This is a genomic window from Pseudomonas sp. PvP089, assembly GCF_017875165.1.
Classification (GTDB): domain Bacteria; phylum Pseudomonadota; class Gammaproteobacteria; order Pseudomonadales; family Pseudomonadaceae; genus Aquipseudomonas; species Aquipseudomonas fortuita.
Window position 1 is genome coordinate 2,618,034 of sequence record NZ_JAGGME010000001.1, and the last position, 16,565, is coordinate 2,634,598.

18 protein-coding genes, 1 tRNA gene and 2 pseudogenes are annotated in these 16,565 nt (G+C 61.1%); 17 read left to right on the top strand and 4 right to left on the bottom strand.

The features are described 5' to 3' along the window. Positions 1 to 14 precede the first annotated feature (14 nt). The 6 genes from J3A71_RS12105 to J3A71_RS12130 all read left to right on the top strand — a co-directional run bounded on the left by J3A71_RS12105 (position 15) and on the right by J3A71_RS12130 (position 6,089). Positions 15 to 1,568, top strand: coding sequence for a sugar ABC transporter ATP-binding protein (locus tag J3A71_RS12105; RefSeq protein WP_096426428.1), 1,554 nt, complete (start codon positions 15 to 17; stop codon positions 1,566 to 1,568). After that, positions 1,565 to 2,560 (top strand): ABC transporter permease, encoded by a 996-nt coding sequence (locus tag J3A71_RS12110; RefSeq protein WP_096426427.1) that lies wholly within the window; start codon positions 1,565 to 1,567, stop codon positions 2,558 to 2,560. The genes J3A71_RS12105 and J3A71_RS12110 overlap by 4 nt, the downstream gene beginning before the upstream one ends. Before the next feature lie 4 nt (positions 2,561 to 2,564). Further along, positions 2,565 to 3,587 (top strand): LacI family DNA-binding transcriptional regulator, encoded by a 1,023-nt coding sequence (locus J3A71_RS12115; RefSeq protein ID WP_016487892.1) that lies wholly within the window; start codon positions 2,565 to 2,567, stop codon positions 3,585 to 3,587. Positions 3,588 to 3,602: 15 nt separating this feature from the next. After that, the gene (rbsK, locus tag J3A71_RS12120; protein ID WP_095115555.1) at positions 3,603 to 4,511 is read left to right on the top strand and encodes a ribokinase; all 909 of its coding nucleotides are present in this window, start codon (positions 3,603 to 3,605) and stop codon (positions 4,509 to 4,511) included. Next, positions 4,508 to 4,906, top strand: coding sequence for a D-ribose pyranase (gene rbsD / locus J3A71_RS12125; RefSeq protein WP_016487890.1), 399 nt, complete (start codon positions 4,508 to 4,510; stop codon positions 4,904 to 4,906). Before rbsK ends, rbsD begins: the two co-directional genes overlap by 4 nt. Before the next feature lie 181 nt (positions 4,907 to 5,087). Continuing rightward, positions 5,088 to 6,089, top strand: coding sequence for a nucleoside hydrolase (locus J3A71_RS12130; protein WP_016487889.1), 1,002 nt, complete (start codon positions 5,088 to 5,090; stop codon positions 6,087 to 6,089). Here J3A71_RS12130 and J3A71_RS12135 read toward each other — a convergent pair. Next, entirely contained in the window at positions 6,061 to 6,273 is a 213-nt protein-coding gene (locus J3A71_RS12135) for a hypothetical protein (RefSeq protein WP_016487888.1), read from the bottom strand. The two genes, J3A71_RS12130 and J3A71_RS12135, sit on opposite strands and share 29 nt — an antisense overlap. A gap of 274 nt (positions 6,274 to 6,547) precedes the next feature. Between J3A71_RS12135 and J3A71_RS12140 the strand changes: the two genes are divergently transcribed. Further along, complete coding sequence (locus tag J3A71_RS12140) at positions 6,548 to 6,868, top strand: I78 family peptidase inhibitor (RefSeq protein ID WP_016487887.1); 321 nt, start codon at positions 6,548 to 6,550, stop codon at positions 6,866 to 6,868. A 188-nt stretch (positions 6,869 to 7,056) separates the two neighbouring features. Here the strand turns inward: J3A71_RS12140 and J3A71_RS12145 are convergent, their stop codons facing one another. Both J3A71_RS12145 and J3A71_RS12150 read right to left on the bottom strand, forming a co-directional pair. Then, a complete protein-coding gene (locus J3A71_RS12145; protein WP_012273095.1) occupies positions 7,057 to 7,269 on the bottom strand; it encodes a cold-shock protein in 213 nt (70 codons plus the stop codon). A 163-nt stretch (positions 7,270 to 7,432) separates the two neighbouring features. Further along, the gene (locus J3A71_RS12150) at positions 7,433 to 7,738 is read right to left on the bottom strand and encodes a hypothetical protein (RefSeq protein ID WP_023049112.1); all 306 of its coding nucleotides are present in this window, start codon (positions 7,736 to 7,738) and stop codon (positions 7,433 to 7,435) included. A 337-nt stretch (positions 7,739 to 8,075) separates the two neighbouring features. Between J3A71_RS12150 and thrS the strand changes: the two genes are divergently transcribed. From thrS to J3A71_RS31390, 10 genes and pseudogenes are all read left to right on the top strand, one after another. Beyond that, positions 8,076 to 9,998 carry a threonine--tRNA ligase gene (gene thrS / locus J3A71_RS12155; protein WP_016487885.1) on the top strand — a complete coding sequence of 641 codons (1,923 nt, stop codon included), beginning with the start codon at positions 8,076 to 8,078 and terminating at the stop codon, positions 9,996 to 9,998. Further along, positions 9,998 to 10,549: a translation initiation factor IF-3 gene (infC, locus tag J3A71_RS12160; protein WP_016487884.1), complete on the top strand. Its 552-nt coding sequence runs from the start codon at positions 9,998 to 10,000 to the stop codon at positions 10,547 to 10,549. The genes thrS and infC overlap by 1 nt, the downstream gene beginning before the upstream one ends. A gap of 60 nt (positions 10,550 to 10,609) precedes the next feature. Beyond that, positions 10,610 to 10,804 (top strand): 50S ribosomal protein L35, encoded by a 195-nt coding sequence (rpmI, locus tag J3A71_RS12165; protein ID WP_003250667.1) that lies wholly within the window; start codon positions 10,610 to 10,612, stop codon positions 10,802 to 10,804. A 27-nt stretch (positions 10,805 to 10,831) separates the two neighbouring features. Continuing rightward, positions 10,832 to 11,188 carry a 50S ribosomal protein L20 gene (gene rplT, locus J3A71_RS12170; protein ID WP_009394046.1) on the top strand — a complete coding sequence of 119 codons (357 nt, stop codon included), beginning with the start codon at positions 10,832 to 10,834 and terminating at the stop codon, positions 11,186 to 11,188. A gap of 109 nt (positions 11,189 to 11,297) precedes the next feature. Beyond that, positions 11,298 to 12,314, top strand: coding sequence for a phenylalanine--tRNA ligase subunit alpha (gene pheS, locus J3A71_RS12175; protein WP_016487883.1), 1,017 nt, complete (start codon positions 11,298 to 11,300; stop codon positions 12,312 to 12,314). A gap of 31 nt (positions 12,315 to 12,345) precedes the next feature. Further along, entirely contained in the window at positions 12,346 to 14,739 is a 2,394-nt protein-coding gene (gene pheT, locus J3A71_RS12180; protein ID WP_016487882.1) for a phenylalanine--tRNA ligase subunit beta, read from the top strand. A gap of 4 nt (positions 14,740 to 14,743) precedes the next feature. Beyond that, positions 14,744 to 15,046: an integration host factor subunit alpha gene (gene ihfA / locus J3A71_RS12185; protein WP_003250679.1), complete on the top strand. Its 303-nt coding sequence runs from the start codon at positions 14,744 to 14,746 to the stop codon at positions 15,044 to 15,046. After that, positions 15,027 to 15,383 (top strand): MerR family transcriptional regulator, encoded by a 357-nt coding sequence (locus J3A71_RS12190; protein ID WP_003250681.1) that lies wholly within the window; start codon positions 15,027 to 15,029, stop codon positions 15,381 to 15,383. Before ihfA ends, J3A71_RS12190 begins: the two co-directional genes overlap by 20 nt. Before the next feature lie 111 nt (positions 15,384 to 15,494). Next, a tRNA-Pro gene (locus J3A71_RS12195) sits at positions 15,495 to 15,571 on the top strand. Between the two features lie 361 nt (positions 15,572 to 15,932). Next, a pseudogene (locus tag J3A71_RS31390) lies at positions 15,933 to 16,112 on the top strand (DUF2514 family protein); the annotation flags it as partial. Between the two features lie 70 nt (positions 16,113 to 16,182). On the opposite strand, the pseudogene J3A71_RS31745 reads toward J3A71_RS31390, so the two are convergent. Further along, positions 16,183 to 16,296: pseudogene (locus J3A71_RS31745) on the bottom strand (GGDEF domain-containing protein); the annotation flags it as partial. Positions 16,297 to 16,565 lie beyond the last annotated feature (269 nt).

The window sequence follows — 16,565 nt, forward strand, 5'->3', positions numbered from 1 at the left end:
CAGGAGACACGGCCATGCCTGCATCGGCCAATGAAGTGGTGCTCGCCGGCAACGGCCTGGGCAAGACGTACGCCCAGCCGGTGCTGGGCGAAGTCAGCCTGAACCTGCGGGCTGGCGAAGTACTGGCCCTGACTGGCGAGAACGGCGCGGGCAAGAGTACGCTTTCTAAGCTCATCAGCGGCCTGGAGGCGCCCACCACCGGGCACATGACCTACCGCGGCCAGGCATACGCGCCCGGCAGCCGCAGCGAGGCCGAGCGCCTTGGCGTGCGTATGGTCATGCAGGAGTTGAACCTGCTGCCCACGCTGACCGTGGCGGAAAACCTGTTTCTCGACAACCTGCCCAGCCGCTTTGGCTGGATCAGCCAAAAGCGCCTGCGCCAGCTGGCTACGGCCGCCATGGCCCAGGTCGGGCTTGACGCCATCAACCCGGACACCCCGGTCGGCGAACTGGGCATAGGCCATCAGCAGATGGTCGAAATTGCCCGCAACCTGATCGGTGACTGCCATGTGCTGATCTTCGATGAACCTACCGCCATGCTCACCGCGCGCGAGGTGGAGTTGCTGTTCACCCAGATCGAGCGCCTGCGCGCGCGGGGCGTGGCCATCGTGTATATCTCGCATCGCCTCGAAGAGTTGCAGCGCGTGGCCCAACGCATCGTTGTGCTGCGCGATGGCAAGCTGGTGTGCGACGAGCCGATCCAACGCTACAGCAGCACCGAGCTGGTCAACCTGATGGTCGGCCGCGAGCTGGGCGAGCATATCGACCTGGGCCGCCGGCAGATCGGTGCACCGCTGCTCAAGGTCGACAAGCTCAGCCGTGCGGACAAGGTGCGCGAAGTGTCATTCGAGGTGAGGGCAGGGGAGATCTTCGGCATATCCGGCCTGATCGGCGCCGGCCGTACCGAGCTGTTGCGCCTGATCTACGGTGCCGATCGCGCCGACAGCGGCTGCATCGCGCTGGGCCTGCCGCCGCAGCCGGTAAGTATCGACTCGCCCAAAGCCGCGGTGCGCGCTGGTATCGCGCTGATCACCGAAGACCGCAAAGGCGAGGGCCTGCTGCTGACGCAGTCGATCAGCGCCAACATCGCCCTGGGCAACCTGGGTGCGGTATCGCGGGCCGGCGTGCTCGACGGCGAGGCGGAACAGGCTTTGGCCGAACGCCAGATCCAGGCCATGCGCATTCGCAGTGCCGGCGCGCAACAAGTGGTGGGCGAGCTGTCTGGCGGCAATCAGCAGAAAGTGGTGATTGGCCGCTGGCTGGAACGCGACTGCCAGGTGCTGCTGTTCGACGAGCCCACCCGTGGCATCGATGTGGGTGCCAAATTCGATATCTATGGCCTGTTGGCCGAGCTGGCGCGCCAGGGTAAGGCCCTGGTGGTGGTGTCCAGCGACCTGCGCGAGCTGATGTTGATCTGCGATCGCATCGCGGTGCTGTCCGCCGGCCGCCTGATCGACACCTTCGAACGTGACCATTGGAGCCAGGATCAGCTGCTTGCGGCCGCCTTTGCCGGCTATCAGAAACGTGACGGAATGCTGCACGGTGCAGCCCCCAGGATGGACGCATGAAAACCACCCCGCTCGATAGCCAAGGCGCCGCCCCTGTGCGCCGCAGTGGCACGTACTTTGGCCTGGGCACCTACCTGGGCCTGGCTGCCGCCTTGCTGGCCATGATTGTGCTGTTTTCGTTTCTTAGCAGCCACTTCTGGTCGTACAACACCTTCAGTACCCTGGCCAACCAGATCCCCGACCTGATGGTGCTGGCCGTGGGCATGACCTTGGTGCTGATCATCGGTGGCATTGACCTGTCGGTGGGCTCGGTGCTGGCGTTGGCGGCTTCTGCAGTGAGTGTGGCAATCCTCGGCTGGGGCTGGGGCGTGCTGCCCTCGGCGCTGCTGGGCATGGCCGTGGCCGCGCTGGCCGGCAGCATCACCGGCGGCGTTACCGTGGCCTGGCGCATCCCGTCGTTCATCGTCTCGCTCGGGGTGCTGGAAATGGCCCGCGGCCTGGCCTACCAGTTCACCGACTCGCGCACCGCCTACATCGGCGATGCCTATGCCTGGTTCTCCAACCCGGTTGCCTTTGGTATTTCGCCAGCGTTCATCATCGCCTTGCTGGTGATTGTGCTGGCCCACCTGGTGCTGACCCGCACGGTGTTCGGCCGTTACCTGATCGGCATTGGGACCAACGAAGAAGCCGTACGCCTGGCAGGCATCGACCCACGCCCGTACAAAGTGCTGGTATTCGCCCTGATGGGGCTGCTGGCAGGCCTGGCCGCGCTGTTCCAGATATCGCGCCTGGAAGCAGCCGACCCCAACGCCGGCTCCGGCCTGGAGCTGCAGGTGATCGCCGCCGTGGTGATTGGCGGTACCAGCCTGATGGGTGGGCGCGGCTCGGTCATCAGCACCTTCTTTGGCGTACTGATCATTTCCGTGCTGGCCGCCGGGCTGGCGCAGATTGGCGCCAGCGAGCCGACCAAACGCATCATTACCGGGGCGGTCATCGTCATCGCCGTGGTACTCGACACTTACCGCAGCCGGCGTGCAGGCCGGCGGAACTGACTATATGGCAACCATCAAAGACGTCGCGGCATTGGCGGGCATTTCCTACACCACCGTGTCCCATGTATTGAACAAGACCCGGCCGGTCAGCGAACACGTGCGGCAGAAGGTTGAAGCCGCCATTATCGAGCTGGACTACGTGCCCAGCGCGGTGGCGCGTTCACTCAAGGCGCGCAGCACAGCCACCATCGGCCTGCTGGTGCCCAACAGCGTCAACCCGTACTTCGCCGAGCTGGCACGGGGCATTGAAGATGCCTGCGAACGCAACGGCTACTGTGTGATTTTGTGCAACTCCGACGATAACCCACAGAAGCAGCGCAGTTACCTGCGCGTGCTGCTGGAAAAGCGCATCGATGGCCTGGTGGTGGCCTCGGTGGGCCAGGACAGCGACCTGCTGCAAAGCCTGGCATGCGTGCGCACGCCCATGGTGATCGTCGACCGTGAGCTGGAAGGCGTGGATGCCGACCTGGTGCGCATCGACCACGAGCACGGCGCCTACCTGGCTACCCAGCATCTGCTAGAGCTTGGCCACCGCGACGTCGCCTATATTGGCGGCCCCGCCGAAACCGGGGTTACCCAGCTGCGCCTGAACGGCTTCCGCCGTGCCATGGCCGAAGCCGGCGTGCCGGTACTGGGCAGCCGTGTGCTGCACTGCGACTTCACCAGCCCGGGTGGGCATGCGGCAGCGGCGCAGGTACTGGAGGGCAAACGGCCCACGGCGATTTTTGCCGGCAATGACATGATCGGGTTTGGCGTGCTGCGTGCGGCAGCCGAACGCAATATCAGCGTGCCGGGCGAGCTGTCGGTGATCGGTTTCGACGACATCGAGCTCAGCCGCTATGTGTACCCGCCGCTGACCACGGTAGGCCAGTCGATTCGCGAGCTGGGCGAGAGCGCCGCCTCTTTGCTGCTGTCGCGTATCGGCACACCGCGCCAAGGTGCGGCGGAGCAACGCATCGTTGCGCCGCGCATCGTACTGCGTGAGTCCACCGGGCCGCGCCCGGACCTGTTCAACGATTACCGCTAACGCTAAGGAAATGTCATGAATGCCAAGGTTGTGGTGGTCGGCAGCCTCAATATGGACCTGGTGGCTCGCGCCCAGCGCCTGCCCCGGGCCGGCGAAACACTCCCCGGCGATAGCTTTTTCACCGTGCCGGGCGGCAAGGGCGCCAACCAGGCCGTGGCGGTGGCACGGCTGGGCGGTAGCGTGGCAATGATCGGCAATGTGGGTGACGATGACTATGGCCGGCAACTGCATCGGGCCCTTTATGTCGAGGGCATCGACTGCCAGGGCGTCAGCACGTGCCCAGGGGTATCCAGCGGTGTGGCACTGATTACCGTGGATGCTGCCAGCCAGAACTGCATTGTCATCATTCCTGGCGGCAACGGCCTGCTGACGCCGCACTCGGTACAGCGCTTCGATGCGCTGCTGCAGGCAGCCGAGGTGGTCATCTGCCAACTGGAAGTGCCGGCCGACACCGTGGCCTGGACCCTGGCCAGGGCCCGTGAACTGGGCAAGCAGGTGATCCTGAACCCGGCGCCGGCCACCGGGCCCTTGCCGGCGGGCTGGTTTGCCTGCATCGATTACCTCACACCTAACGAAAGCGAGGCCGAAGCCCTGACCGGCGTGGCTGTTACGGACCAGGACAGTGCGCGGCGTGCTGGCGAGCGCTTGCTGCAACTGGGGGCGGGTAAAGTGATCATCACCCTGGGCGCGCAAGGGGCCTTGCTGGTGACTGCCCAAGGTCATCAGCACTACCCGGCGCCGGTGGTGCAGCCGCTGGACACCACCGCTGCTGGTGATACTTTCATCGGTGGCTTTGCTGCCGGGCTGGTGCGGGGGCTGGAGGAGGGCGAAGCCATTGCCTTTGGCCAGCGTGCCGCAGCCTTGTCGGTTACCCGTGCTGGCGCCCAGCCGTCGATCCCTTACCTGGCGGAGCTGACACCATGAAGAAAACCCCCTTGCTGAACGTTGCCCTGTCGCGGGTCATTGCCGGCATGGGGCATGGCGATATCCTGGTGATCGGCGATGCCGGGCTGCCGGTGCCACCAGGCGTGGAACTGATCGACCTGGCCATCACGCCCGGTCTGCCGGATTTCGCCAGCGTGTTGCGGGCGGTGTTGAGCGAGCTGCAGGTAGAGCGGCATGTGCTGGCTGAAGAAATGCAGAAAGTGGTGCCGCCAGCGCTGATCGAAATCGAGCGGCTGAAGGGCAAGCTGGGCAAGCGCGAATGGCTGAGCCATGAGGATTTCAAGGTGTTGTCGCGCAGTGCCCGTGCAGTGGTGCGTACCGGTGAGTGCCAGCCCTACAGCAACATCGCCCTCATCTCCGGCGTCACTTTCTGATAGCCACCGCGCTTTTTGTAGGAGCGGCCTTGTGCCGCGATGGGGCGCCAAGCGGCCCCAGATTTTCAGCTTCGCAGCAAAACTTTCCGGCGCCGCTTCGCGCCCCATCGCGGCACAAGGCCGCTCCTACAGGGGGCTGCGGTGTGTTTGTGTCCTGTGTTCTGGCAACAAGGAGTGCCCCATGCTCAAACCCCTGCTACAAGGACTCGCCTTCATGGCCACAGCCACCACCCTTCAGGCCGCCCCCATCGACCTGATCATCGACACCGACCCTGGCGCCGACGACGTGGTCGCGCTGTTTCTGGCCATGGCCTCGCCCGACGAGCTCAATATCCGCGCCATCACCACCGTGGCAGGCAACGTGCGCCTGGATAAAACCTCGCGAAACGCCCGCCTGGCCCGCGAATGGGCGGGTCGCGAAGACATCCCCGTGTACGCCGGCGCCGGCCGCCCACTGGTGCGCGCGCCGATATACGCCGCCGATGTTCATGGTGAAGAAGGCCTTACCGGGGTACAGGTGCACGAGCCCAAAGCGCCTCTGGCCCAAGGCAATGCCGTGCAATACCTGATCGACACCCTCGGCACAGCCAAACCGCACAGCATCACCGTGGCCATGCTCGGCCCGCAGACCAACCTGGCCTTGGCGCTGATCCAGCGCCCGGACATCGTCAAGGCCATCAAGGAGGTGGTGGTCATGGGCGGTGCCCATTTCAACGGAGGCAACATCACCCCTGTGGCGGAATTCAACCTCTATGCCGACCCGCATGCCGCCGAAGTGGTGCTGGCCAGCGGTGTGCAGCTCACCTACCTGCCGCTGGACGTCACTCACAAGCTGCTGACCAGCGACGCACGCCTGAAACAACTGGCAACCGTGAACAACCAGGCCAGCAAGCGCGTGGTGGATATCCTGAATGCCTACATCACCCACGACATGGACCTGTACGGCATGCCCGGCGGCCCGGTGCACGACGCCAGTGTCATTGCCTACCTGCTAAAGCCCGAGCTGTTCAGTGGCCGGCGTATCCACATGAGCATCGACAGCCGCGAAGGCCCGACTTTCGGCCAGACGGTTGCCGACTGGTACGGCGTGCTCAAGCAGCCGGCGAATGTGTTGTGGGTGGAGCAGGGCGATGCTCAGGGGCTGTTTGACCTGCTCAGCGCCCGTCTGGCGCGATTGGAATAGCCGCGTGCGGCGCGTAGCGCTCGAACACCTGGTCGATGAAGCTGCGGGCCGCCTCGGCACCGTTGTCGCGTACCAACAGGTCGATGGCGATCAACAGCAATTCTTCCGGTGTGCCAGGGCTGTACGCGCTCTGGCCCTCCGCCCATTTGACCTTGATGTCGGCATCGATGCTGTGGGTACTCATGAAAAGCTCTCGCTGGGGCCCGGGACGAAGGGGTGAACACCTGACCCTGGTGTTCGATGGAGGCGGGATGCGCTCCACTTCTTGCAGTAAATCATGGCTTTGCGCCAGTGACTGTGCGCGCTAAGCATATGGCAAACGCAGTGGGTTGTGCAAAATCCGGTCACGATTGCTTTTCGCCTCGCTGCCAGAGTTCAGGCAGACTTGACCGGTTTTGCAACGAATACCCAGCGGAGCTGTCGGAACAGACAGTTCCCGGACCTATTTAGGAGGCTTCATGTTCCGTACCCGTGCTTACCTGGCAACCCTGGCGGTGGCTGCTGTCCTGGCTGGTTGCAGCACTGGTGGCAACGCCGATGGTGGTGCTGTGCCAGCTTCGCCTGTAGCCAATGACGGCCGCTGCGATGCCAGTGGCGCCGATTTTGCCATTGGCAAGCCTGCCAGCGCCGAGCTGCTGGAGCAGGCACGCAAGGCCAGTGGCTCGCAGATGGCACGCATTCTCAAGCCGCACGACGTGGTAACCCTGGAGTACCGCTCCGAACGCCTGAACCTGAACGTGGACGAGCAGGGCAAGGTAACCCGCGTCAACTGCGGTTGATGCAGCTCCAAAGGCCCATGCGGTCCCTGTAGGAGCGGCCTTGCCGGGGCGCCGGACCGGCCGGAAAGGGCCGCAAAGCGGCCCCAGGTTTTTAGCTTCACCGCCTGAAGCAAAGAGCAGCGTGTGCCGCCTGGTCTGCGCCCATAAAAAAACCCGCCACAAGGGCGGGTTTTTTCACAGCTTCCGAATTACTCCGGACGAACCTGAGCAGCCTGCATGCCCTTCTGACCGCGCTCGGCGACGAAGGAAACAGTCTGACCTTCTTTCAGGCTCTTGAAGCCGTCGGATTCGATGGCTTTGAAGTGAACGAACAGGTCGTCGCCGCCGCCTTGTGGGGTGATGAAGCCGAAGCCTTTCTCATCATTGAACCATTTGACGGTGCCGGTTTGGCGATTGGACATGGGATGAATCTCCAGAAACTTGAAATTTTTCGAAGTGCCTAGACGCCTGAGCTGTCTGGCACAGAGGACATCATAGTCTAATTCTGCAGAACTAGCGCCTTTTACCTTCACCAGATGTTGATCTAACGCAAAATAGTTACCGGCGGTCACCGGCTTTAAGGGTTCAGCGCTTCGGTGCGCAGGCCTGTTGCACCACAGTCTGGGCCTTCTGCATCAGCTTGGCGTCAACGCCATCGTTGCTGTTAAGGTCGGCAATCTCGGCGTCGGTGAAATTCTTTTCGATGGCTCGTGCGCCGCAGTCGCAGTGTTTTTTCGCGGTGGCAGCGTCAACGCCCTGGCTGCCGGCCACTTGCGTGCACTGGGCGGTGTAGGCGGCCTCCTTCCCGGCGGGGAAGTTGCCAGCGTTCGCAGCCACGGGCAGCAGCAGGGCGCCAGCGGCCGCCAGGGCCAGAAGAGACGGAACTCGCATAACCAGTTACTCCTTGGGTCAAGGTCTCATCAAGAGTAGGTTGCTTCCTAAGGTCTGAGCCGTATTTTTCCGCGATAGTTCACCGCTGCGGTGCAATTTCCAAATATTTCTGCCTGGGGCGCAACCCGCGTGCTAGCATGCCCGGCTTGTAGTCGCGCTGTGCCGGCTGCAGCTATCTTTTTTCTTTCCAGTCACTCTGGTTCGTCCCTTGCAAGCCGAAAGGCTTCTGCCACTGTGAGGCAGGCTTCCTTATGAAGGAAGGCAGGTCGGATCTTGTACTGGCTCATCCCAACCCACGTGACCTTTGGTAGGGGTCACCACTAGGAGAGGAGGCGCCATGCCCATTATTACTCTTCCCGATGGCAGTCAACGTTCGTTTGACCACGCCGTATCCGTCGCCGACGTAGCCGCATCCATCGGTGCCGGCCTGGCCAAGGCCACGGTCGCCGGCAAGGTCGATGGCAAACTGGTCGACGCGTGCGACCTGATCAGCCACGACGCCACCCTGCAGATCATCACCCCTAAAGATGAAGAGGGACTGGAGATCATCCGTCACTCGTGCGCCCACTTGGTCGGCCACGCAGTGAAGCAGCTGTACCCGACCGCCAAGATGGTCATCGGCCCGGTTATCGATGAAGGCTTCTATTACGACATCGCCTACGAGCGCCCCTTCACCCCTGAAGACATGGCTGCCATCGAAAAGCGCATGATGGAGCTGATCGAGAAAGACTACGACGTGGTCAAGAAAGTGACCCCGCGCGCCGAAGTCATCGATGTGTTCAAGGCCCGTGGCGAAGACTACAAGCTGCGCCTGGTCGAGGACATGCCGGATGAGCAGGCCATGGGCCTGTATTATCACGAAGAATATGTCGACATGTGCCGTGGCCCGCACGTGCCGAACACCCGCTTCCTCAAGGCATTCAAGCTGACCAAGCTGTCCGGTGCCTACTGGCGCGGTGATGCCAAGAACGAGCAGCTGCAGCGCGTGTACGGCACCGCCTGGGCCGACAAAAAGCAGCTGGCTGCCTACGTTCAGCGCATCGAAGAAGCCGAAAAACGCGACCATCGCAAGATCGGCAAGCAGCTCGACTTGTTCCACCTGCAGGAAGAAGCCCCGGGCATGGTGTTCTGGCATGCCAACGGCTGGACTGTATACCAGGTGCTTGAGCAGTACATGCGCCAGGTTCAGCGCGCCAACGGCTACCTGGAAATCAAGACCCCGCAGGTTGTTGACCGTATTCTCTGGGAGCGTTCCGGGCATTGGTCCAACTACGCCGAGAACATGTTCACCACGTCGTCGGAAAGCCGTGACTACGCGGTAAAACCGATGAACTGCCCGTGCCACGTGCAGGTGTTCAACCAGGGCCTGAAAAGCTACCGCGACCTGCCGCTGCGCCTGGCCGAGTTTGGTGCCTGCCACCGTAACGAGCCGTCCGGCGCCCTGCACGGCATCATGCGCGTGCGTGGCTTCGTGCAGGACGACGCGCACATCTTCTGCACCGAAGACCAGGTGAAGAAAGAAGCCGCCGACTTCATCAAGCTGACCCTGGACGTGTACAAAGACTTCGGCTTCAGCGATATCGCCATGAAGTTGTCTACCCGTCCGGCCAAGCGTGTCGGTTCTGAAGAGCTGTGGGACCGTGCCGAATCGGCACTGGCCGACGCCCTGAACGAATCGGGCCTGGAGTGGGAATACCAGCCAGGCGAGGGCGCTTTCTATGGCCCGAAAATCGAGTTTACCCTGCGCGACTGCCTCGGCCGTAACTGGCAGTGTGGTACCCTGCAGTACGACCCGAACCTGCCAGAGCGTCTGGATGCCAGCTATATCGCCGAAGATAACAGCCGTGTTCGCCCGGTCATGCTGCACCGCGCCATCCTCGGTTCGTTCGAGCGCTTTATCGGCATGCTGATCGAGCACTACGCGGGTGTGTTCCCGGCGTGGCTGGCACCGACCCAGGCGGTGATCATGAATATCACCGACAAACAGGCCGATTTCGCCCTCGAGGTTGAGAAATCTCTGAACGGTAGCGGTTTCCGTGCCAAGTCGGACTTGAGAAATGAGAAGATCGGCTTTAAAATCCGCGAGCATACTTTGCTCAAGGTCCCGTACCTTTTGGTTATAGGGGATCGCGAAGTCGAAACGCAGACCGTTGCAGTGCGTACTCGCGAAGGCGCAGACCTGGGCTCCATGCCCGTCGCCCAATTCGCTGAGCTTCTGACACAAGCGGTTTCCCGGCGTGGTCGCCAAGAATCGGAGTAATGACTATTAAGCGTGAAATGAGAAACGATAAGCGTGCTGTACCGAAGGCCCCGATCAACGAGAATATCTCGGCCCGCGAGGTTCGGTTAATTGGCGCAGACGGCGAGCAGGTTGGCATCGTCTCGATTGATGAAGCGCTGCGTATCGCTGATGAAGCGAAGCTGGACCTGGTAGAAATCTCTGCAGACGCGGTACCGCCCGTCTGCAAGGTCATGGACTACGGCAAGCACCTCTTCGAGAAGAAGAAGCAGGCCAACGAAGCCAAGAAAAACCAGAAGCAGATCCAGATCAAAGAAATCAAGTTTCGTCCAGGGACGGAGGATGGGGATTACCAGGTAAAACTACGCAACCTGGTACGTTTCCTTACCGATGGGGACAAGGCCAAGATCTCTCTGAGATTCCGTGGTCGTGAGATGGCCCACCAGGAGCTGGGCATGGAGCTGTTGAAGCGGGTTGAAAATGACCTGCTTGAATACGGCACCGTTGAGCAGCATCCGAAGATGGAAGGACGCCAGCTTATGATGGTCATCGCCCCCAAGAAAAAGAAGTAATCTCCCGGGCACGGCAGGCCTGATGATTATGTGTAATTTTATCGAATGCGGAGTTCCAACATGCCAAAAATGAAAACCAAAAGCGGTGCTGCGAAGCGCTTCCTGAAGACAGCTTCGGGCTTCAAGCACAAGCACGCTTTCAAGAGCCACATCCTGACCAAAATGTCGACCAAGCGTAAGCGTCAACTGCGCGGTGCCAGCTTGCTGCACCCGTCTGACGTGGCAAAAGTCGAGCGCATGCTGCGCGTTCGTTAATTCTGGTTAAGATAGAGGAAGTTACTCATGGCTCGTGTTAAGCGTGGCGTCATCGCTCGTAAGCGTCACAAGAAAATTCTGAAACTGGCTAAAGGTTACTACGGTGCACGCTCGCGCGTATTCCGCGTAGCCAAGCAAGCGGTCATCAAGGCAGGCCAATACGCCTACCGCGACCGTCGCCAGAAGAAGCGTCAGTTCCGCGCACTGTGGATCGCTCGTATCAACGCCGGTGCCCGCAATAACGGTCTGTCCTACAGCCGTCTGATTGCTGGCCTGAAAAAGGCTTCGATCGAAATCGACCGTAAGGTTCTGGCCGATCTGGCAGTGAACGAAAAAGCGGCGTTTGCTGCGATTGTCGAGAAAGCTAAAGCCGTTCTGGCTTAAGTACCCGCGACAATCACCCGGCGGCGCTAGCGCCGTCGGGCATTGAACGTCATCGATAGGGGAAGAGCCTTCAAAGCTCTTCCCCTATTTTCGTATCTGGAGTCTGTACATGGAAAACCTGGATGCGCTGGTCTCCCAAGCCCTAGAGGCCGTGGAGCGCGCTGAAGACATCAATGCCCTGGAACAGATCCGGGTTAATTATCTCGGCAAGAAGGGCGAACTGACCCAGGTGATGAAGACCCTGGGCAACCTGCCAGCCGAAGAGCGGCCGAAAGTCGGCGCGCTGATCAACGACGCCAAAGAGCGCGTCACCGTTGTGCTCAATGCCCGCAAGGCTGCCTTTGAAGAAGCCGAGCTCAGCGCTCGCCTGGCTGCCGAATGCATTGACGTCACCCTGCCAGGCCGCGGCCAGGCCACCGGTGGCCTGCACCCGATCACCCGTACACTCGAGCGCATCGAGCAGTTCTTCACCCACATCGGCTACGGCATTGCCGAAGGCCCAGAGGTCGAAGACGACTACCACAACTTCGAAGCGCTCAACATCCCTGGCCACCACCCGGCGCGGGCGATGCACGATACCTTCTACTTCAATGCCAACATGCTGCTGCGCACCCACACCTCGCCGGTGCAGGTGCGGACCATGGAGTCCACCCAGCCGCCCATCCGCATTGTATGCCCGGGCCGCGTATACCGCTGTGACTCGGATATCACCCACTCGCCGATGTTCCACCAGGTCGAAGGCCTGCTGATCGATCGCGATATCAACTTCGCCGACCTCAAGGGCACTATCGAAGAATTCCTGCGGGTGTTCTTCGAAAAAGAACTGGCGGTGCGTTTCCGCCCGTCGTTCTTCCCCTTCACCGAGCCTTCCGCCGAAGTCGACATCCAGTGCGTGATGTGTTCCGGCAACGGCTGCCGCGTGTGCAAGCAAACCGGCTGGCTGGAAGTAATGGGCTGCGGCATGGTGCACCCGAGCGTGCTGCGCATGTCCGGCATCGACCCTGAAGAGTTCCAGGGCTTCGCCTTCGGCATGGGCGCCGAGCGCCTGGCCATGCTGCGCTATGGCGTCAACGATTTGCGTCTGTTCTTCGACAACGACCTGCGGTTCCTTGCCCAATTCCGCTAGGCCCAATCGACGCACATTCTAGGAGAACAGCATGAAATTCAGTGAACAGTGGCTGCGCGGTTGGGTAAACCCGCAAGTCTCCCGTGACGAACTGGTCGCCCGCCTGTCCATGGCCGGCCTCGAAGTCGACAGCGTTACCCCCGCTGCCGGCCAGTTCAGCGGCATTGTCGTGGGCGAAATCCTCGCCACCGAACAGCACCCGGACGCCGACAAGCTGCGCGTGTGCCAGGTGAGCAACGGCCAGGAAACTTTCCAGGTCGTGTGCGGCGCCCCTAACGCCCGCCCAGGCATCAAGGTGCCGTTCGCCATGATCGGCGCCGAGCTGTCTGGCGACTTCAAGATCAAGAAGGCCAAGCTGCGCGGCGTCGAGTCCTTCGGCATGCTGTGCTCGGCGGCCGAGCTGGAAATCAGCGAAGAGAACGACGGCCTGCTGGAGCTGGCGGCTGATGCCCCGGTTGGCGAAAACATTCGCACCTACCTGAGCTTGGACGACGCCAGCATCGAGATCGGCCTGACGCCCAACCGCGGTGACTGCCTGTCCATCGCCGGCCTGGCCCGCGACGTCAGCGCGTTGTATGACACCCCGGTCACCCGCCCGGTGGTGCCTGCCGTAGCGCCTGCCCACGACGAAGTGCGCCCGGTCGAGGTCAGCGCCCCGGCTGCCTGCCCACGCTACCTGGGCCGCGTTATCCGTAACGTCGACCTGAGCAAGCCGACCCCACTGTGGATGGTCGAACGCCTGCGCCGCAGCGATGTGCGCAGCATCGACGCCGCCGTCGACATCACCAACTACGTGATGCTCGAACTCGGCCAGCCGATGCACGCCTTCGACCTGGCAGAAATCAACGGCGGCATCCGCGTACGCATGGCCGAAGAGGGCGAAAAACTCGTCCTGCTCGACGGCCAGGAAGTTGCCCTGCGCGCAGACACCCTGGTAATCGCCGACCACACCCGCGCCCTGGCCATCGCCGGCGTCATGGGTGGCGAGCACAGCGGTGTGAACACCGAAAAAACCCGCGACCTGTTCCTGGAAAGCGCCTTCTTCGAGCCGATTTCCGTTGCCGGTAAAGCCCGTTCCTACGGCCTGCACACCGATGCCTCGCACCGCTACGAGCGCGGCGTCGACTCGCAGCTGGCCCGCGAAGCTATCGAGCGCGCCACCCAGCTGCTGCTGGACATCGTTGGCGGCGAAGCCGGCCCGGTCGTTGAAGCTGTCAGCGAGCAACACCTGCCAAAAGTGGCCCCCGTCACCCTGCGCGCCGAACGCATCACCCAGATGCTCGGCATGGAAATGGACCCAGCCCAGGTCGAGCAACTGCTCAACGCTCTGGAGCTGACCACCACCAAGAGTGGCGGCTCTGAAGGTGTAGCGCAGTGGACCGTCAACGTCCCGAGCCACCGCTTCGACATCAGCCTGGAAGTGGACCTGATCGAAGAGCTGGCCCGCCTGTACGGCTACAACAACCTGCCGGTTCGCTACCCGCAAGCCCGCCTGGCGCCAAAAGGCAAGCCGGAAACCCGCGGTGACCTGCCGACCCTGCGCCGCCTGCTGGTTGCCCGCGGCTACCAGGAAGCCATCACCTACAGTTTCATCGACCCGAAACTGTTCGAACTGTTCAGCCCGGGCGTAGAGCCGCTGTTGCTGGCCAACCCCATTTCCAGCGACATGGCCGCCATGCGCGCCTCGCTGTGGCCGGGCCTGGTCAAGGCACTGCAGCACAACCTGAACCGCCAGCAAGACCGCGTGCGCCTGTTCGAAAGCGGCCTGCGCTTCGTCGGCCAACTGGGTGACCTGCAACAGCAGCCAATGATTGCCGGCGTAATCACCGGCAGCCGCCTGCCAGAAGGCTGGGCCAACGGCCGCGACGGCGTCGACTTCTTCGACGTAAAAGCCGACGTCGAAGCCCTGCTGGGCTACTCCGGCGCCCTGAGCGACTTCACCTTCAGCGCCGGCAAACACCCAGCCCTGCACCCAGGCCAGACCGCCGCTATCGAGCGCGACGGCAAACTGGTCGGCTACCTTGGCGCCATCCACCCAGAGCTGGCCAAAGCCCTGGGCCTGGATCGCCCGGTGTTCCTGTTCGAGCTGGTGCTGGGCGACGTGGTCGAAGGCCGCCTGCCGAAATTCAGCGAGCTGTCCAAGTTCCCGGAAACCCGTCGCGACCTGGCTTTGATTGCAGGACGTGATGTAGCTTCTAGCGCGGTGCTTGAATTAATTCGTGACAATGCAGGCGAATGGCTCACAGACCTCAGGCTGTTTGATGTCTACCAAGGTAAAGGCATTGATCCTGATAGAAAAAGCCTTGCCGTTGGCTTGACCTGGCAGCATCCATCGCGCACTCTTAACGACGATGAGGTGAACACTACCCTGCAAAACATCCTCACCTCGCTCGAACAAAGGTTGAACACCACGTTAAGGAAATAACGGCATGGGTGCTCTGACGAAAGCTGAGATGGCCGAAAGGCTGTACGAGGAGCTGGGGCTTAACAAGCGTGAGGCCAAGGAGCTGGTCGAGCTGTTTTTCGAAGAAATTCGGCACGCACTTGAAGAGAACGAGCAGGTGAAGCTGTCCGGTTTCGGCAACTTCGACCTTCGCGACAAACGCCAGCGGCCGGGCCGCAACCCTAAAACAGGGGAAGAGATCCCGATCACTGCACGGCGCGTCGTCACCTTTCGTCCAGGGCAGAAGTTGAAGGCCCGGGTTGAGGCCTATGCTGGAACCAAGCCATAACGACGAACTGCCCCCCATACCGGGCAAACGCTACTTCACCATTGGTGAAGTCAGCGAGCTGTGTGCTGTAAAGCCACACGTGCTGCGGTATTGGGAGCAGGAGTTCGACCAGCTTAACCCTGTGAAGCGGCGGGGGAACCGGCGGTATTACCAGCGGCAGGATGTGCTGATGATCCGACAGATTCGTGCGCTGCTTTATGACCAGGGGTTCACCATTGGCGGGGCCCGGTTACGGCTCTCCAGTGATGAGGCTAAGGATGAATCCAGCCAGTACAAGCAGCTGATTCGGCAGATGATTGTTGAGTTGGAGGATGTGTTGGTGGTTTTGAAGAAGTGAGATCTTTCGCATAGGTGGAATTTTTTTAAGAAAAAGCTTCCACTTATCAGATGGTTAGGGTACATTCTTCAACGTCCTCAGCAACATTGAGGACATGCTTCAAAGCCCAGTCGGGGCGTAGCGCAGCCCGGTAGCGCACTTGCATGGGGTGCAAGGGGTCGAGTGTTCGAATCACTCCGTCCCGACCATATATTTCAATGACTTAGGCCATTTCCGAAAGGGATGGCCTTTTTCATATGCGTGATTTTTGCGTGACCTCTCAGGGTTTTACGCCTGCCTCCTCTTCAAAATTGTCAGCGTCGGTCCACGCGAGTCCGTCGCTGAAACTTTGGTTGCCGCCTCTATCAATGCTCCCTCACCCAAGCGGCATCAGTGAATCTCGTGGCTCGCCGGGACCCGCTGAGTTCCAGCGCCGCTCAATGCCGAAGCTCAGGGCGCTACCTCAATACTGTCTTATCCCAAGCTCCGGTCGCTCACGCCTTCCTTTTCGGAAAAGAATAGCCCCGACGAGCACGGCCCTAGCAGGGTGGATAATCGGTAGAACGGGCGGAAGCTACCGAGGCTTCTGCGGAGAGAGAAAGTGGCGAATGCCTTGCTGAAGTACTTGGTGATCGATACGCCCGACAGGAAGAACAACGGCGCGTAACAGCGCAGGAGGAGGCACGAGCCCATGCCCCAAGTTGCATGACGCGAACGACTGCGCCTTTCGACCATCGAACGTTCGTTTAGCGAGCGCCTGTCCAGATGAGGCGATCTCGTATAGGGGATCATCGCTCCATGTTACCGAGTCTTAACTTCCTCAGGATAACGCTGGCACATAGACAACTTGGTCACGCCCCCCATGTTTGGCCGCATAGAGACCGCCGTGAGCGAGCTTTATTGCATCATCAATCTGCTCACCAGAGGGTAGGAGACAAGATGGCATTTCTGTTACTCCACTCCTTGGTTCGTTTTTTCACAAAAGCGGATAGAAAATTCTCAAGCATCTTGGCCAATGCCGCACACGCTCGGCGCCTTCAGGCCAGCCTAAGTAGAAAGCATAGCAAACAGGTTGGCTCTATCCCGGATCTTCCAGTGGGTAATACCTGGCGTTGATCGGCGCGGCTCAATCGGTCGCTCAAGACCTCGACAAACTTCTCAGACCTACAGGTGGCTTGAACAAACGGTTGAGGTTGTCGCCCC

Coding starts and splice junctions, on each gene's coding strand:
- J3A71_RS12105 (WP_096426428.1), top strand. CDS start 15: ATGCCTGCATCGGCCAATGAAGTGGTGCTCGCCGGCAACGGCCTGGGC.
- J3A71_RS12110 (WP_096426427.1), top strand. CDS start 1,565: ATGAAAACCACCCCGCTCGATAGCCAAGGCGCCGCCCCTGTGCGCCGC.
- J3A71_RS12115 (WP_016487892.1), top strand. CDS start 2,565: ATGGCAACCATCAAAGACGTCGCGGCATTGGCGGGCATTTCCTACACC.
- rbsK (WP_095115555.1), top strand. CDS start 3,603: ATGAATGCCAAGGTTGTGGTGGTCGGCAGCCTCAATATGGACCTGGTG.
- rbsD (WP_016487890.1), top strand. CDS start 4,508: ATGAAGAAAACCCCCTTGCTGAACGTTGCCCTGTCGCGGGTCATTGCC.
- J3A71_RS12130 (WP_016487889.1), top strand. CDS start 5,088: ATGCTCAAACCCCTGCTACAAGGACTCGCCTTCATGGCCACAGCCACC.
- J3A71_RS12135 (WP_016487888.1), bottom strand. CDS start 6,273: ATGAGTACCCACAGCATCGATGCCGACATCAAGGTCAAATGGGCGGAG.
- J3A71_RS12140 (WP_016487887.1), top strand. CDS start 6,548: ATGTTCCGTACCCGTGCTTACCTGGCAACCCTGGCGGTGGCTGCTGTC.
- J3A71_RS12145 (WP_012273095.1), bottom strand. CDS start 7,269: ATGTCCAATCGCCAAACCGGCACCGTCAAATGGTTCAATGATGAGAAA.
- J3A71_RS12150 (WP_023049112.1), bottom strand. CDS start 7,738: ATGCGAGTTCCGTCTCTTCTGGCCCTGGCGGCCGCTGGCGCCCTGCTG.
- thrS (WP_016487885.1), top strand. CDS start 8,076: ATGCCCATTATTACTCTTCCCGATGGCAGTCAACGTTCGTTTGACCAC.
- infC (WP_016487884.1), top strand. CDS start 9,998: ATGACTATTAAGCGTGAAATGAGAAACGATAAGCGTGCTGTACCGAAG.
- rpmI (WP_003250667.1), top strand. CDS start 10,610: ATGCCAAAAATGAAAACCAAAAGCGGTGCTGCGAAGCGCTTCCTGAAG.
- rplT (WP_009394046.1), top strand. CDS start 10,832: ATGGCTCGTGTTAAGCGTGGCGTCATCGCTCGTAAGCGTCACAAGAAA.
- pheS (WP_016487883.1), top strand. CDS start 11,298: ATGGAAAACCTGGATGCGCTGGTCTCCCAAGCCCTAGAGGCCGTGGAG.
- pheT (WP_016487882.1), top strand. CDS start 12,346: ATGAAATTCAGTGAACAGTGGCTGCGCGGTTGGGTAAACCCGCAAGTC.
- ihfA (WP_003250679.1), top strand. CDS start 14,744: ATGGGTGCTCTGACGAAAGCTGAGATGGCCGAAAGGCTGTACGAGGAG.
- J3A71_RS12190 (WP_003250681.1), top strand. CDS start 15,027: ATGCTGGAACCAAGCCATAACGACGAACTGCCCCCCATACCGGGCAAA.